Source organism: Cylindrospermopsis curvispora GIHE-G1, from assembly GCF_014489415.1.
GTDB classification, from domain to species: domain Bacteria; phylum Cyanobacteriota; class Cyanobacteriia; order Cyanobacteriales; family Nostocaceae; genus Raphidiopsis; species Raphidiopsis curvispora_A.
In genome coordinates this window covers 1,873,033-1,892,059 of the sequence record NZ_CP060822.1, presented here as the reverse complement: position 1 = coordinate 1,892,059, position 19,027 = coordinate 1,873,033, and the positions used below count along the sequence as shown (strand labels likewise).

Here is a 19,027-nt window from a genome sequence, read left to right as displayed (position 1 = left end):
GTGCGTAACGGGGTGTGGAGCATGGTAGATGTAAAATTGGAATCATTTCACTGTGGTGATCGCCCGTAGATAAATTACCATTGGTATGTAAAATTGCGATACCAGAGGTAAGCTATTAATAGTATGTTAAGATTTACATAGAAATTTATTTAACTTTTAAAATATGGTATAGTTACTGGAAAGAGAGTTCACTGTTCGCCCGGTTATCATGTCAATCTTACTTATTAAACCTAATCAATGAGGGCAGTAGTAATATGATCAGTCTTACACCATCAGCTACAATTAGCTTCAGTACAGATGCATTTCAATTTACTGAAGGAAATAGTCAATCGTTCGCTAATAGCAATGTTGTGACTATAAACAGATCAGGAGACCTGAGTAGCGTACATAGTATAGAGGTAATCATTAGTAGTGGTAGTCCCGGGTCGGCAATTGGGGGTGACAGCGCCAGTGGATTAACTGACTATGAAAATACGAGTTTTCCCATAACAGTAACTTTTGATCCTGGTGAAACCAGTCAGACAATCCAGATCCCGATCTATGGAGACACTACAGTAGAGTCGGCGGATACTATTGTTTTAGCACTGGTGAATCCTTCCGGAGGAGCAAGTCTTGGAACAAATCCAACTGCTACATTAACGATACAGAATGATGATAGTCGCGGGCTTCTTGACATTGTCTTTGTGCAGGATTTGTCGGGATCTTTTGGTGATGATATTGCAACCGTTAGAGGTCTGATCCCCAACTTTATCAGTAACATCCTTAACTTTGAGCCCAATGCCCAGTTCGCAGTGGCTTCCTTTGTCGATAAACCAACCTCTCCCTTTGGATCGGGTGGTGATTATGTTTATCGTACTGATCTCCCCCTTACATCTAACATTACGGATGTACAAACAACTTATGACAATTTGGTGATCCTTAGTGGAGACGATACTAATGAATCGCAACTAGAAGCTTTAATGCAGACGGGGCTGCGGGCAGGCGAAATTGGTTTTCGAGAAGGATCTAAACGACTAGCCATTATCTTTACGGATGCTCCTTATCATGTCGCGGGTGATGGTTCTGCAGCTAGTATTTACGCACCCAACAATGGAAACGATATTCTAGACGGCACACCACCAGGAACTGGAGAAGATTATCCCAGCATCGCCCAGGTCGCGAATGTTCTCAGTGCTGCTGGGGTCGGAGTTATCCCCGTTTTTGCTGTTACTTCTGAAAACATCAGTGCCTATGAGTCTTTGATCGCCGAATTAGGCGGTGTTGGTTCTGTTGTTTCCTTAGCGAGTGATAGTTCTAATATTACAAGTGCGGTCCAAACGGCCTTGGGGGAAGTTGTCAATATCAGTGTTACTGCTGACCCCAATCTGTTGACGACTGAATCTGGAGGATCGGTAACTTTTACAGTCTCTTTAACCAGTCAGCCAAGTGCGGATGTAACTATTCCCATTTACAGTTCTGATATCACAGAAGGAGTTGTTGATGTTACTGCTTTGACGTTTACTCCCACCAATTTTAACATTGGGCAGACGGTCACTGTAACTGGTGTGGATGATGCTTTAGTAGATAGTAATGTAAGTTACACCATTTTTACTGGTAAAGCGGTCAGTAGTGATTTAAATTATAACAGTCTTGACGCAGCTGATGTTGCTGTTGTCAACGAGGATAATGAGGTAGTTTCGAAGCAATATTATACCTTTACTTATAACTATGGCAATGGGGATAGCTATTCAGGTTATGGCTACGCAGCAGCGGGCACTTATGTTACAGGTCAAACCTTGAGTCCTTACCCAAACGAAACTGGCAATTCGGGTTACTATACTATTGATTCCATCCGGGAAGAGATTACGGGTTCTATTGGTTATGTCTATGTTACCAGCTACACTGATCAAGACACAACCTTCGGGAGAACAACCAACGTCTCTAGTAATAGTTATGGCACTGGCTTAGGGTCTGAGTACGGAAATGCTTATGATGCCAGTGGCAATGGTATTGATTCTTACTTTAGTATTTACTATGAAGCGGATTTAATCATCTTGCCACCGAAGCTGTCTATCCAAGCGACAGATGCAGTAAAAGCAGAGGGCAATAGCGGATTGACATCATTTACATTTAATGTAAATAGAGTGGGTGACCTATCTTATAGTTCATCGGTCAATTGGCGTGTTGTCGGTAGTACTACTCGCCCTGCTGAGGCTGATGATTTCTACGGCGGTTTGTACCCTGAAGGTATACTTTCCTTTGCTCCCAATCAGGCTAACGCGACAATCACTGTAGAGGTAAACGGTGACACCTATACCGAACCAGATGAATTTTTTGCAGTAACGCTATTTAATCCTGTAAATTCAACTCTAGATACTTCATCGATAGCTTACAACATTACTAGCAGCGTTTCAGGTGGTTATGGAGTAACAACAAACTATTACTCCCTAGCTGGTGGTGGTGGACGGTTTGTGATGGATTATGAAATGTATTGGATCCCGGATCAGGCTGAAATTTTTATCAATGGTTCACTGGCGGCTAGCACGGGCGGATTTGTTTCCGGTAGCGGATCTCTAAACTTAGACACATATAATCTCCAGTCAGGTGACATGGTGAGGGTTGTCATGACTGGGTCAGATCCCGGAACTGCCTGGGACTATACAGTACAATACGACGGTGGTGCTCAGACTCTCAACTATATTGCCGATGGTCTGATTCTCAATGACGACTATATCAAGTATAATTTTACCTATTTCTATGGAAATGGAGATAAGTACTCTGGTTTCGTGTTTGCACCATTGGGAACCTACACAGTAGGTCAGTTACCCGATTACTATGACAATGAAACGGGGACACAAAAGGGCTACTATGTTATTGACTCTGTTGAATATGGTGTAGCTGGCACAAATGGTTATGTCCAGGTCACCAGTTACACTGATGCTGATACAGGCTTTGGCGAAGCTATAAGTGTATCCTCGGGAGTTTACTCTGGCTTAGGCTCAGAGTATGGCTATGCCTATAATAGTGATGGCAATGCATTTGATCCCTACTTTAGTAAATTCTCCGAAGCTGACATTATCGGGCAGGAATATACCTTTACCTATTTCTATGGAAATGGAGATAATTACTCTGGTTACGGCTTTGCACCATTGGGAACCTACACAGTAGGTCAGTTACCTGATTACTATGACAATGAAACGGGGACACAAAAAGGCTACTATGTCATTAACTCCATTAACTCCATTAACTCCGTTGAAGATGGTGCAACTGGCACAAATGGCTATGTTTATATCACCAGTTATACTGATGCTGATACAGGCTTTGGCACTACCACTAATGTATCCGGTGGTCTTTATGCGTATGGTTTAGGCTCAGAGTATGGCTATGCTTATAATAGTGATGGCAATACATTTGATCCATACTTCAATTCATACTACGAAGCTGACATTATCGGGCAGAAATACACCTTTACCTATTTCTATGGAAATGGAGATAATTACTCTGGTTACGGCTTTGCACCATTAGGAACCTACACAGTAGGTCAGTTACCTGATTACTATGACAATGAAACGGGGACACAAAAAGGCTACTATGTCATTAACTCCATTAACTCCATTAACTCCGTTGAAGATGGTGCAACTGGCACAAATGGCTATGTTTATATCACCAGTTATACTGATGCTGACACAGGCTTTGGCGAAACTACGAATATCTGGGATGGTCGTGGCTATTCTGGCTTAGGTTCAGAGTATGGCTATGCTTATAATAGTGATGGCAATACATTTGATCGATACTTCAATTCATACTACGAAGCTGACATTATCGGGCAGCAATATACCTTTACCTATTTCTATGGAAATGGAGATAATTACTCCGGTTACGGCTTTGCACCATTGGGAACCTACACAGTAGGTCAGTTACCTGATTACTATGACAATGAAACGGGGACACAAAAAGGCTACTATGTCATTAACTCCGTTGAAGATGGTGCAACCGGCACAAAAGATTATGTCCAGGTTACCAGTTATACTGATGCTGACACAGGCTTTGGCGAGACTACAAGTATCTATTCGGGTAGCGGTTATTATGGCTTAGGTTCAGAGTATGGCTATGCCTTCAACGCCAACCCTTGGACAGGAGACACTTACTTTAGTCGCTACAACGAGGCAGACTTGCCCGCAGCGTTGAAAGTGCAGGTTAATCTGTTAGCAGACGATGGTGGCAAACCAGGTGAGGTTTTGGCTGATAATAGGGTGGGACTCAACCATTCCTTCTTTGTGCAGATTCAGGCAGGTGATTTTCGTCCTAATGCGGCCGGGGTTGTTGGTTTAAACCTCGATTTTGCCTGGAATGGCTCGATATTGGAATCCATTAACTTTAATCCGTCCCTGGATATCACCTCTAATTTCCCCTACCAACAGGGTGGAACCCTAGCCTCCGACGGTTTGATTGATGACCTAAGTGGCGGTTCTCTCCCAGAATTTGGAACTGGAAAGGCGATCGGCGTTAATCAGCTGGAGACCTTTGCTTTGTTGCATTTCTCTACCCAGAATTATGGAAATTGGTGGGGTAATTACTTTACCACAACAGTCAACGATGTTAGTCTGGCTGATGATAATCCCTACTACTCCCTAAATGTTGAGACCGATCAGCCTGTTTATGTTGTTACCCCTTATGCCAAGTATAATTTCACTTATACCTATGCTAATGGCGACAGCTATACTGGCTATGTCTATGCGGTAGAAGGAACTTATACTGAGGGACAGATTATTGCCGGTACCACTAACGAAACGGGATTTGCTGGATCCTACACCATTGGTTCCACTGTTGAGACAACATTAGACGTTTGGTATAACAACAGGGTATATGTGACTAGCTATACGGATGCTGATACTGGCTTTGGTGAAACTACTAATATTTCGAAATATTGGTGGGGGGGAAATGGTGATTATGGCTTAGGTTCAGAAAATGGCTATGCCTACGATAGCAATGGGTTAAGCAGTGATCCGTTCTTTGGGGCTGATGGTTCTGGGATTCATAAGGAAGCCGATATTCTCAACCAGAAATATACCTTTACCTATACTTATGGTAATGGCGATAGCTACAGTGGTTATGGTTATGCATTAGCTGGAACCTACACTGAAGGTCAGATTGTTGGCTATTACACCACTCAGATTGTTGGCTATTACCCCAACGAAACTGAGTCATCTGGTACTCCCGGACATTACACCATTAATTCCGTTGAAGCTGAAACAACTAGTTCCAGTGTAAATAACCACGTTTATATCACCAGTTATACTGATAATGATACCTTTTACGGAGAAACCACCAATGTTTCCAAACATTGGTGGGGAGGAAATGGTGATTCTGGCTTAGGCTCGGAATATGGCTATGCCTACGATAGCAATGGCAGTGCTTGGGATGGAGGATATTTCAATAAATACTACGAAGCTGATTTAGTGAAAGCAACTCTCTCCATTAGCGACAACTCCGGTAATGCCAGTGACTCCAGTATCAAGTTCACCACTCAATTCCCTAAACGCATAAACTATACCGAAAGCGATTTCGTACGTCCCAATTTTGCGGATACCACAAAATACATCGAGATTGCCAACAACGGAACGGGAATTTTGCAAGTAGTTTCTTTGCAAGTTTCTGACGATGTGCTGGGAGTGACTACCAACTTTAAAGACTTAATCAGTTCAGAGGTGGACTATCTCTTAATCAATCCAGGAGCAAGCCAACAAATTCAACTAACCTATGATCCGTCTGTAGCAGGTGAAAACTTCTCCGTTGCGAATGGACTACTCCTGGTTACCAATGACCCCTATAACCCCCAACACGCAATCGCCTTGCAGGGTAAATCCACTTATGACGCAGACATCAACTACGATGGAAAAGTGGGAATTGGTGATTTAGGCCCCTTGAATAACGCATACAAAAACTTTAAGGAAGGAATTTACGATTCTACAGCGGACATTAATGGGGATGGAGATGTGGGTCTTGGGGATTTAGGTCTACTCACAGCACAATGGGGGTCGGTTTTGTAGAATTTATATAGGGAATCGAGTAGGCGTTATGGCTGAATCGGTTCCCATTAAACCCAAGCCGGGTTTGACTCCTGTCATTTGTGTATTTTCCTACTCCTATTTTATTTGGAGATGTTATGGCACTACAACTGAAACTGCAATTATTCACGAATAATAATGGGCTGATAGGTGATCCCATCAATGAAGTCCCATTTGAAAATAGCTTTTTTCTGCAAATTTTGGCAGGGGATTTTCGTTCTGATGCAGAGGGTTTAATTGGCTTCGTCACTGATTTACAATGGCAACCTGGTCAAATTCAAGCTCTGGATGATCCCTTTGATCCCAAAACCCTAGTTACGAGCAGTTTTCCTTTGTTTGTGGGTGGGACTTTAGATAAAACTCTTGGCTTGATTAATGACTTAACAGGAGGATCCCTACCTGAATTTGGGAGAGGAGAGGCCATTGGCATTAAGAAATGGGAACCCTTTGCGAACTTGTTATTTCAGGCGATCAGCACTAAAATTATCAATGTTACAGACTTTACTCTCACGCCAGATCTTTCCAACCTATCCTTTGCTGATGGCTATATTAATAATGCTCCCATCATTTCAGACCCGGGGATAGTTTTAGAAAATAGCAATCCAACTATCCTAACAGTTTCCGACCCCAATCCATCGGATATATTAATATTTAAGATTACAGGGGGGGCTGACCAACAGTGGTTTACCCTAAATACTAACGGGGAATTGCTCTTTAATTTGAGTGAAAATCAATCACCTGATTATGAAAATCCTTTAGATAGCGATCAAAATAATTCTTATCAAGTCGAAATTACTGCTTATGATAACTTTGGTGAGTTGAAATTTGGCAACCTGGAGAACACCGTCCTTGGCGTCACAACGGTAAGAATGCTGATAATTGAAGTTATCAACGTCAATGAAACGCCTACAAATATAAGCCTAAATACTACTACTGTAGATGAGAATACACCCACTAATACGGTAATTGGGACTTTTTCTACAACCGACCCGGATGCTGGAAATACTTTTACCTATAGTTTAGTGGGGGGAGATACCGATAACTCAGTCTTCTCCATTGTTGATAACCAACTCCAAATTAATAATTCCCCCGATTTTGAAACCAAGAGTAGTTACAGTATTCGGGTAAAAACTACAGATCAAGACGGACTAGAATTTGAGAAAACCTTAACCATTACTGTTAATAACCTCAATGAAGCGCCGACCTTTCCTAGTGGTATTGCTACCTTCTCCTCGGTGGAGAACAGCACCCTAGTGGGAATGATTACTGCAGCTACAGATCCAGATGAAGATACTCTTACTTACAGTATAGGGGGAGCAGATACAAACAAATTTAATTTTGATACCAGCAATCGTGTTCTGAGCTTTAAGACTGCCCCTGACTTTGAAGCGTCAGGTAGTGCAGTAGGAACCAACGTCTACACTGTGACCGTTACCGCCACCGATGGTGCGGGTCTAACTGCTACCCAAGCGGTTACCGTGAATGTGACCGATGTGGTGGAAGTTGGCAATCCACCACTAATAACTAGCAGCTCCACCTTCTTTGTAGCAGAAAACAGTACTGTAGTAGAAGCTATTACAGCTACTGATGCAAATCTGGAAGATATTCTGACCTATATCATTAGTGGAGGATTAGACCAGAGTTTATTCACGATTGATGCTAATACGGGAGTTTTGGGTTTTGTTACTGCTCCTGATTTTGAAGCACCAGGAGATACAGGAACTGATAACTTTTACAACCTACAAATCCAAGTTACGGATAGCAAGAATCCCGTCACCCAAGACCTGATTGTCGCCGTTAATAACCTCAACGAAGCACCAACGGATATAATTCTAATTAACATCAATCTAGATGAGAATGTACCCATCAATACGGTAATTGGGGCTTTTTCCACAACTGACCCAGATGCTGGAAATACCTTTACCTATAGTTTGGTAGGGGGAGGTGCGGATAACCCAGTCTTCTCCATTATTGATAACCAACTGCAAATTAATAATTCTCCCGATTTTGAAACCAAGAGTAGTTATAGTATTCGGGTAAAAACCACAGACCAAGACGGACTAGAATTTGAGAAAACCCTGGGGATTACTGTTAATAACCTCAATGAAGCACCAACGGATATAATTCTGGATAATTTTAGTGTAGATGAGAATGTACCCATCAATACGGTAATTGGGGCTTTTTCCACAACTGACCCAGATGCTGGAAATACCTTTACCTATAGTTTGGTAGGGGGAGGTGCGGATAACCCAGTCTTCTCCATTGTTGGTAACCAACTGCAAATTAATAATTCTCCCGATTTTGAAACCAAGAGTAGTTATAGTATTCGAGTAAAAACCACAGACCAAGACGGACTAGAATTTGAGAAAACCCTGGGGATTACTGTTAATAACCTCAATGAAGCACCAACGGATATAATTCTGGATAATTTTAGTGTAGATGAGAATGTACCCATCAATACGGTAATTGGGGCTTTTTCCACAACTGACCCAGATGCTGGAAATACCTTTACCTATAGTTTGGTAGGGGGAGGTGCGGATAACCCAGTCTTCTCCATTGTTGGTAACCAACTGCAAATTAATAATTCTCCCGATTTTGAAACCAAGAGTAGTTATAGTATTCGAGTAAAAACCACAGACCAAGACGGACTAGAATTTGAGAAAACCCTGGGGATTACTGTTAATAACCTCAATGAAGCACCAACGGATATAATTCTGGATAATTTTAGTGTAGATGAGAATGTACCCATCAATACGGTAATTGGGGCTTTTTCCACAACTGACCCAGATGCTAGAAATACCTTTACCTATAGTTTGGTAGGGGGAGGTGCGGATAACCCAGTCTTCTCCATTGTTGGTAACCAACTGCAAATTAATAATTCCCCCGATTTTGAAACCAAGAGTAGTTACAGTATTCGGGTAAAAACCACAGACCAAGACGGACTGGAATTTGAGAAAACCCTAGGGATTACTGTTAATAACCTCAATGAAACGTTGACAATTACTGACAGTTCCGGAGATGTCAATGACCGTTCTATCGAGTTTACTACACCTCTCTCAAAATTCCGCAACAATGCCACTGATAGTGTTTTTATCCGTCCTAGTTATCCAGACACGGAACAATACGTTAACCTAACCAATAATGGTTCCGTGGTGCTAACAGTATTCGGTATTCAGGTCAATGCACCTAATGTGACCATAGATTATAACTTTGGTACTCAGGGAAACCTCTTCCTTAATCCGGGACAAACACAGAAAATTCAACTTAAATATGCTCCCACTGGTGCCAGAGAGAACTTTAATCAGGGTAATGGGTTAATAATTACTAGTAACTCTGACAACCTACCCATAGCTCAAGTATCCTTAAGAGGTAAGTCTACCTTTAATGGCGACCTGAGTTACGATGGTAAAGTAAGTTTTGGAGATCTGGGACCCCTGACAGCTAATTGGGATCGGACTTCCATTACAACCCCATGGGATCCGACAGCGGATATTAATGGAGATGGGAAGGTCGGGTTTGGAGATTTGGGTCAACTCACAGCACAATGGAATCAGTCCGTTTTTTAGAATTTATCTAGCTGACATTTTCACCAAGAAGGAGTAATATTCATGTCTATTTTGTCAAAGATCAACTTGCTTCAGGACAATGGGGGATCCCCTGGAGACACCCTAACTAGCGCCCAATTAATTAGTGGTAGTACATTTTGGGTTGAGATACAGTTACAAGACTCCCGTTCAGCGGGAATTGTTGGAGCAGGGCTAAACCTGAACTGGGATCCCAATGTCCTGACGGCTAACTCAGCTACAGTTACAAGTAGTTTTACGTTTTTACCATCAGGGAACATTAGTACACCAGGAATTGCTAAGGTCGAGGGAGGATCTATTCCAGCTGCAAATCTAGGAAAGGCTATCGGAAAGGATAAACTTGAGCGTTTTGCCCTTGTACAATTAACAACTAAATCTAACTTAAATGCTACAACTAGTTTATTTGTAATAACTCCAGACATAACAAAATTCTCTACAGCAGATGGAGTTCCAATTTTGAATGGATCTCCCTCAATTGATCTAGTGAATCCAATCTCAACAATTTCAGAAAATACCTCCACATCCACAGCAGTCAAGGTAGCTAATCTAAGTATTACTGACGATATTTTTGGCAATAACACAACTAGCTTAAGTGGTTTAGACGCATCCAGTTTTGAGATTCAGGGAAATGGGTTGTACCTGAAAGCTGGAACACCTCTGAGTTATAGCACTAAAAGCAGCTACAGTGTTATCGTCAGTGTAAATGATACAAGCATTAATAAGAGCGATTCTGAAATTTTTAATCTATTAGTTACAGTTAATCAAACACCCACTATTACCAGTGCAAATACAGCTAACTTTGCTGAAAATGGCACTGGTACTGCTTACACCATTCTAGCTACAGACCCAGAGGGAACTGCTCTTACCTATAGCTTATCAGGAACTGACGCAGGTCTATTTAATATAAACAGCACCACGGGAGCAGTTACCTTCCAAACCGCACCCAACTTTGAAACTCCCACTGATGCTGGTAGTAACAATGTTTATGACATCACCGTTAGTGCTAGTGATGGCAGTTTAAGCGCATCCCAAGCAGTGGCAATTACAGTAACTAATGTAAATGAAGCACCTGCTATTACCAGTGCAACTACAGCCAACTTTGCTCAAAATGGAACCGGTACTGCTTACACCGTTCTAGCTACAGACCCAGATGCTGGAACCACCTTTACCTATAGCCTATCGGGAACTGACGCAGGACTGTTTAATATAAACAGCACCACGGGAGCAGTTACCTTCCAAACCGCACCCAACTTTGAAACTCCCACTGATGCTGGTAGTAACAATGTTTATGACATCACCGTTAGTGCTAGTGATGGCAGTTTAAGCGCATCCCAAGCAGTGGCAATTACAGTAACTAATGTAAATGAAGCACCTGCTATTACCAGTGCAACTACAGCCAACTTTGCTGAAAATGGAACCGGTACTGCTTACACCGTTCTAGCTACAGACCCAGATGCTGGAACCACCTTTACCTATAGCCTATCGGGAACTGACGCAGGACTGTTTAATATAAACAGCACCACGGGAGCAGTTACCTTCCAAACCGCACCCAACTTTGAAACTCCCACTGATGCTGGTAGTAACAATGTTTATGACATCACCGTTAGTGCTAGTGATGGCAGTTTAAGCGCATCCCAAGCAGTGGCAATCACAGTAACTGATGTAAATGAAGCACCCACTATTACCAGTGCAACTACAGCCAACTTTGCTGAAAATGGCACTGGTACTGCTTACACCGTTACAGCTACAGACCCAGATGCTGGAACCACCTTTACCTATAGCCTATCGGGAACTGACGCAGGACTGTTTAATATAAACAGCACCACGGGAGCAGTTACCTTCCAAACCGCACCCAACTTTGAAACTCCCACTGATGCTGGTAGTAACAATGTTTATGACATCACCGTTAGTGCTAGTGATGGCAGTTTAAGCGCATCCCAAGCAGTGGCAATCACAGTAACTGATGTAAATGAAGCACCCACTATTACCAGTGCAACTACAGCCAACTTTGCTGAAAATGGCACTGGTACTGCTTACACCGTTACAGCTACAGACCCAGATGCTGGAACCACCTTTACCTATAGCCTATCGGGAACTGACGCAGGACTGTTTAATATAAACAGCACCACGGGAGCAGTTACCTTCCAAACCGCACCCAACTTTGAAACTCCCACTGATGCTGGTAGTAACAATGTTTATGACATCACCGTTAGTGCTAGTGATGGCAGTTTAAGCGCATCCCAAGCAGTGGCAATCACAGTAACTGATGTAAATGAAGCACCCACTATTACCAGTGCAACTACAGCCAACTTTGCTGAAAATGGCACTGGTACTGCTTACACCGTTACAGCTACAGACCCAGATGCTGGAACCACCTTTACCTATAGCCTATCGGGAACTGACGCAGGACTGTTTAATATAAACAGCACCACGGGAGCAGTTACCTTCCAAACCGCACCCAACTTTGAAACTCCCACTGATGCTGGTAGTAACAATGTTTATGACATCACCGTTAGTGCTAGTGATGGCAGTTTAAGCGCATCCCAAGCAGTGGCAATCACAGTAACTGATGTAAATGAAGCACCCACTATTACCAGTGCAACTACAGCCAACTTTGCTGAAAATGGCACTGGTACTGCTTACACCGTTACAGCTACAGACCCAGAGGGAACTGCTCTTACCTATAGCCTATCAGGAACTGACGCAGGTCTATTTAATATAAACAGCACCACGGGAGCAGTTACCTTCCAAACCGCACCCAACTTTGAAACTCCCACTGATGCTGGTGGTAACAATGTTTATGACATCACCGTTAGTGCTAGTGATGGCAGTTTAAGCGCATCCCAAGCAGTGGCAATCACAGTAACTGATGTAAATGAAGCACCCACTATTACCAGTGCAACTACAGCCAACTTTGCTGAAAATGGCACTGGTACTGCTTACACCGTTACAGCTACAGACCCAGAGGGAACTGCTCTTACCTATAGCCTATCAGGAACTGACGCAGGTCTATTTAATATAAACAGCACCACGGGAGCAGTTACCTTCCAAACCGCACCCAACTTTGAAACTCCCACTGATGCTGGTAGTAACAATGTTTATGACATCACCGTTAGTGCTAGTGATGGCAGTTTAAGCGCATCCCAAGCAGTGGCAATCACAGTAACTGATGTCAATGAAGCACCCACTATTACCAGTGTAAATACAGCCAACTTTGCTGAAAATGGCACTGGTACTGCTTACACCGTTACAGCTACAGACCCAGAGGGAACTGCTCTTACCTATAGCTTATCGGGAACTGACACAGGACTGTTTAATATAAACAGCACCACGGGAGCAGTTACCTTCCAAACCGCACCCAACTTTGAAACTCCCACTGATGCTGGTAGTAACAATGTTTATGACATCACCGTTAGTGCTAGTGATGGCAGTTTAAGCGCATCCCAAGCAGTGGCAATCACAGTAACTGATGTAAATGAAGCACCCACTATTACCAGTGCAACTACAGCCAACTTTGCTGAAAATGGCACTGGTACTGCTTACACCGTTACAGCTACAGACCCAGAGGGAACTGCTCTTACCTATAGCCTATCGGGAACTGACGCAGGTCTATTTAATATAAACAGCACCACGGGAGCAGTTACCTTCCAAACCGCACCCAACTTTGAAACTCCCACTGATGCTGGTAGTAACAATGTTTATGACATCACCGTTAGTGCTAGTGATGGCAGTTTAAGCGCATCCCAAGCAGTGGCAATTACAGTAACTAATGTAAATGAAGCACCTGCTATTACCAGTGCAACTACAGCTAACTTTGCTGAAAATGGCACTGGTACTGCTTACACCGTTACAGCTACAGACCCAGAGGGAACTGCTCTTACCTATAGCCTATCGGGAACTGACGCAGGACTGTTTAATATAAACAGCACCACGGGAGCAGTTACCTTCCAAACCGCACCCAACTTTGAAACTCCCACTGATGCTGGTAGTAACAATGTTTATGACATCACCGTTAGTGCTAGTGATGGCAGTTTAAGCGCATCCCAAGCAGTGGCAATCACAGTAACTGATGTAAATGAAGCACCTGCTATTACCAGTGCAACTACAGCCAACTTTGCTGAAAATGGCACTGGTACTGCTTACACCGTTCTAGCTACAGACCCAGATGCTGGAACCACCTTTACCTATAGCCTATCGGGAACTGACGCAGGACTGTTTAATATAAACAGCACCACGGGAGTGGTGACCTTCCAAACCGCACCCAACTTTGAAACTCCCACTGATGCTGGTGGTAACAATGTTTATGACATCACCGTTAGTGCTAGTGATGGCAGTTTAAGCGCATCCCAAGCAGTGGCAATTACAGTAACTAATGTAAATGAAGCACCTGCTATTACCAGTGCAAATACAGCCAACTTTGCTGAAAATGGAACCGGTACTGCTTATACCATTCTAGCTACAGACCCAGAGGGAACCACCTTTACCTATAGCCTATCAGGAACTGACGCAGGTCTATTTAATATAAACAGCACCACGGGAGCAGTTACCTTCCAAACCGCACCCAACTTTGAAACTCCCACTGATACTGGTGGTAACAATGTTTATGACATCACCGTTAATGCTAGTGATGGCAGTTTAAGCGCATCCCAAGCAGTGGCAATCACAGTAACTGATGTAAATGAAGCACCCACTATTACCAGTGCAAATACAGCTAACTTTGCTGAAAATGGCACTGGTACTGCTTACACCGTTCTGGCTACAGACCCAGATGCTGGAACCACCTTTACCTATAGCTTATCGGGAACTGACGCAGGACTGTTTAATATAAACAGCACCACGGGAGCAGTTACCTTCCAAACCGCACCCAACTTTGAAACTCCCACTGATACTGGTAGTAACAATGTTTATGACATCACCGTTAATGCTAGTGATGGCAGTTTAAGCGCATCCCAAGCAGTGGCAATCACAGTAACTGATGTAAATGAAGCACCCACTATTACCAGTGCAAATACAGCTAACTTTGCTGAAAATGGCACTGGTACTGCTTACACCGTTCTAGCTACAGACCCAGATGCTGGAACCACCTTTACCTATAGCTTATCGGGAACTGACGCAGGACTGTTTAATATAAACAGCACCACGGGAGCAGTTACCTTCCAAACCGCACCCAACTTTGAAACTCCCACTGATGCTGGTGGTAACAATGTTTATGACATCACCGTTAATGCTAGTGATGGCAGTTTAAGCGCATCCCAAGCAGTGGCAATCACAGTAACTGATGTCAATGAAGCACCCACTATTACCAGTGCAAATACAGCCAACTTTGCTGAAAATGGCACTGGTACTGCTTACACCGTTACAGCTACAGACCCAGAGGGAACTGCTCTTACCTATAGCTTATCAGGAACTGACGCAGGACTGTTTAATATAAACAGCACCACGGGAGCAGTTACCTTCCAAACCGCACCCAACTTTGAAACTCCCACTGATGCTGGTAGTAACAATGTTTATGACATCACCGTTAGTGCTAGTGATGGCAGTTTAAGCGCATCCCAAGCAGTGGCAATCACAGTAACTGATGTAAATGAAGCACCCACTATTACCAGTGCAACTACAGCCAACTTTGCTGAAAATGGAACCGGTACTGCTTATACCATTCTAGCTACAGACCCAGAGGGAACCACCTTTACCTATAGCCTATCAGGAACTGACGCAGGTCTATTTAATATAAACAGCACCACGGGAGCAGTTACCTTCCAAACCGCACCCAACTTTGAAACTCCCACTGATACTGGTGGTAACAATGTTTATGACATCACCGTTAATGCTAGTGATGGCAGTTTAAGCGCATCCCAAGCAGTGGCAATCACAGTAACTGATGTAAATGAAGCACCCACTATTACCAGTGCAAATACAGCCAACTTTGCTGAAAATGGCACTGGTACTGCTTACACCGTTCTAGCTACAGACCCAGATGCTGGAACCACCTTTACCTATAGCTTATCGGGAACTGACGCAGGACTGTTTAATATAAACAGCACCACGGGAGCAGTTACCTTCCAAACCGCACCCAACTTTGAAACTCCCACTGATGCTGGTAGTAACAATGTTTATGACATCACCGTTAGTGCTAGTGATGGCAGTTTAAGCGCATCCCAAGCAGTGGCAATTACAGTAACTAATGTAAATGAAGCACCTGCTATTACCAGTGCAACTACAGCCAACTTTGCTCAAAATGGAACCGGTACTGCTTACACCGTTCTAGCTACAGACCCAGATGCTGGAACCACCTTTACCTATAGCCTATCGGGAACTGACGCAGGACTGTTTAATATAAACAGCACCACGGGAGCAGTTACCTTCCAAACCGCACCCAACTTTGAAACTCCCACTGATGCTGGTAGTAACAATGTTTATGACATCACCGTTAGTGCTAGTGATGGCAGTTTAAGCGCATCCCAAGCAGTGGCAATTACAGTAACTAATGTAAATGAAGCACCTGCTATTACCAGTGCAACTACAGCCAACTTTGCTGAAAATGGAACCGGTACTGCTTACACCGTTCTAGCTACAGACCCAGATGCTGGAACCACCTTTACCTATAGCCTATCGGGAACTGACGCAGGACTGTTTAATATAAACAGCACCACGGGAGCAGTTACCTTCCAAACCGCACCCAACTTTGAAACTCCCACTGATGCTGGTAGTAACAATGTTTATGACATCACCGTTAGTGCTAGTGATGGCAGTTTAAGCGCATCCCAAGCAGTGGCAATCACAGTAACTGATGTAAATGAAGCACCCACTATTACCAGTGCAACTACAGCCAACTTTGCTGAAAATGGCACTGGTACTGCTTACACCGTTACAGCTACAGACCCAGATGCTGGAACCACCTTTACCTATAGCCTATCGGGAACTGACGCAGGTCTATTTAATATAAACAGCACCACGGGAGCAGTTACCTTCCAAACCGCACCCAACTTTGAAACTCCCACTGATACTGGTGGTAACAATGTTTATGACATCACCGTTAATGCTAGTGATGGCAGTTTAAGCGCATCCCAAGCAGTGGCAATCACAGTAACTGATGTAAATGAAGCACCCACTATTACCAGTGCAACTACAGCCAACTTTGCTGAAAATGGAACCGGTACTGCTTACACCGTTCTAGCTACAGACCCAGATGCTGGAACCACCTTTACCTATAGCCTATCGGGAACTGACGCAGGTCTATTTAATATAAACAGCACCACGGGAGCAGTTACCTTCCAAACCGCACTCAACTTTGAAACTCCCACTGATGCTGGTAGTAACAATGTTTATGACATCACCGTTAGTGCTAGTGATGGCAGTTTAAGCGCATCCCAAGCAGTGGCAATTACAGTAACTAATGTAAATGAAGCACCTGCTATTACCAGTGCAACTACAGCCAACTTTGCTGAAAATGGAACCGGTACTGCTTACACCGTTCTAGCTACAGACCCAGATGCTGGAACCACCTTTACCTATAGCCTATCGGGAACTGACGCAGGACTGTTTAATATAAACAGCACCACGGGAGCAGTTACCTTCCAAACCGCACCCAACTTTGAAACTCCCACTGATACTGGTAGTAACAATGTTTATGACATCACCGTTAATGCTAGTGATGGCAGTTTAAGCGCATCCCAAGCAGTGGCAATCACAGTAACTGATGTAAATGAAGCACCCACTATTACCAGTGCAAATACAGCTAACTTTGCTGAAAATGGCACTGGTACTGCTTACACCGTTCTAGCTACAGACCCAGATGCTGGAACCACCTTTACCTATAGCTTATCGGGAACTGACGCAGGACTGTTTAATATAAACAGCACCACGGGAGCAGTTACCTTCCAAACCGCACCCAACTTTGAAACTCCCACTGATGCTGGTGGTAACAATGTTTATGACATCACCGTTAATGCTAGTGATGGCAGTTTAAGCGCATCCCAAGCAGTGGCAATCACAGTAACTGATGTCAATGAAGCACCCACTATTACCAGTGCAAATACAGCCAACTTTGCTGAAAATGGCACTGGTACTGCTTACACCGTTACAGCTACAGACCCAGAGGGAACTGCTCTTACCTATAGCTTATCAGGAACTGACGCAGGACTGTTTAATATAAACAGCACCACGGGAGCAGTTACCTTCCAAACCGCACCCAACTTTGAAACTCCCACTGATGCTGGTAGTAACAATGTTTATGACATCACCGTTAGTGCTAGTGATGGCAGTTTAAGCGCATCCCAAGCAGTGGCAATCACAGTAACTAATGTAAATGAAGGACCCGCTGTACCCACCGTAACAATTGCTGCTACAGATCCCTATGCTGCTGAAATTCAAACACCTAGATTCAACAAAGGTCAATTTACATTTACCTTGTCAGAAGCGGCTCCAGTAGGAGGAATTGCAGTCAACTACACGGTCAGTGGAACCGCTACTGATGGGGAAGATTACACACTTCTACCTGGCACAGTCACAATTGCTGGTGGACAAACCACAGCGGTTGTCGATGTCTTGCCGATAAATGATGCTATCATAGAAGGTAATCAAAGCGTTATTCTCAGTCTCACAGATGGAGCCACCTATGACCTGGGTGCTACTACCGGAGCTACTGTAACCATAGTTGATGGTGCTGTAGGGGATATTGATGGTAACGGAGTCTTTACTGGATCCGATGCATTCCTAATTAACCGGTTTTTAGCGGAACGGAATAATCCTAACCGTAACTCCATCCTAGAAACTACCTTCGCTCGGTTCCCTAGTGAAACCGTGGGATCCACCAATACTACCGGAGCTACACTTGCCAATGGGATTGAAGCACAGTTAAGCCTCTTTGATATTGACGGAAATTCAACAACTTCGCCAGGAGATATTTTCTTGATGAACCAATACTTGTTATTGGGGAGCAACCCGAACCGCAATCAAATCTTTCAGCTGGTTGCATCTGCTTTTGGATCAGAACTCAATGGTCCTAATAATACAGGCGACGAACTCAATCAAGCTTTAAGTAACTTAATAGGTACTAACATCTAGAAGTGTAAGTTCCTAGAGTTAAGTAGGGAGGCACAATTATTTGTAGGATGGGTTAGGTAACCAGTGGGGCGTTGGGTTTCGTTCCTCAACCCAACCTACGTTCATCTTATGTTTAATTCCACTCACCCACTTAGCAGGTTGCTGACCGTAGGAAGTTATGTCAATCGCTAAAACCTTTCCTTGTTTAGTTTTAACTAGGCTTGGGTAGGTTTTGGTAAGTTTCTAAGAGCGGATTTTGTGGTTTTACAATGTAAACAAATAATAAAATTAACACCACATGCTCTGGAAATGCTACCATAGTTCTGTTAATGCTGCAATAATGATATCCGAAAC

At 43.5% G+C, this 19,027-nt stretch carries 3 protein-coding genes; all 3 read left to right on the top strand.

Annotation, left to right across the window (positions count from 1 at the left end):
• Positions 1-254 precede the first annotated feature (254 nt).
• Entirely contained in the window at positions 255-6,029 is a 5,775-nt protein-coding gene (locus tag IAR63_RS08470) for a Calx-beta domain-containing protein (RefSeq protein WP_187707247.1), read from the top strand.
• 116 nt (positions 6,030-6,145) lie between these two features.
• On the top strand, positions 6,146-9,613 hold the full coding sequence (locus tag IAR63_RS08465; protein WP_187707246.1) for a cadherin repeat domain-containing protein: 3,468 nt from the start codon (positions 6,146-6,148) through the stop codon (positions 9,611-9,613).
• Positions 9,614-9,655: 42 nt separating this feature from the next.
• Positions 9,656-18,694 carry a cadherin domain-containing protein gene (locus IAR63_RS08460; protein WP_187707245.1) on the top strand — a complete coding sequence of 3,013 codons (9,039 nt, stop codon included), beginning with the start codon at positions 9,656-9,658 and terminating at the stop codon, positions 18,692-18,694.
• The last annotated feature ends 333 nt before the right edge of the window (positions 18,695-19,027 follow it).

Excerpts from the sequence above, each read along its gene's own strand:
- IAR63_RS08460 (WP_187707245.1), top strand. The coding sequence starts at position 9,656 with ATGTCTATTTTGTCAAAGATCAACTTGCTTCAGGACAATGGGGGATCC.
- IAR63_RS08465 (WP_187707246.1), top strand. The coding sequence starts at position 6,146 with ATGGCACTACAACTGAAACTGCAATTATTCACGAATAATAATGGGCTG.
- IAR63_RS08470 (WP_187707247.1), top strand. The coding sequence starts at position 255 with ATGATCAGTCTTACACCATCAGCTACAATTAGCTTCAGTACAGATGCA.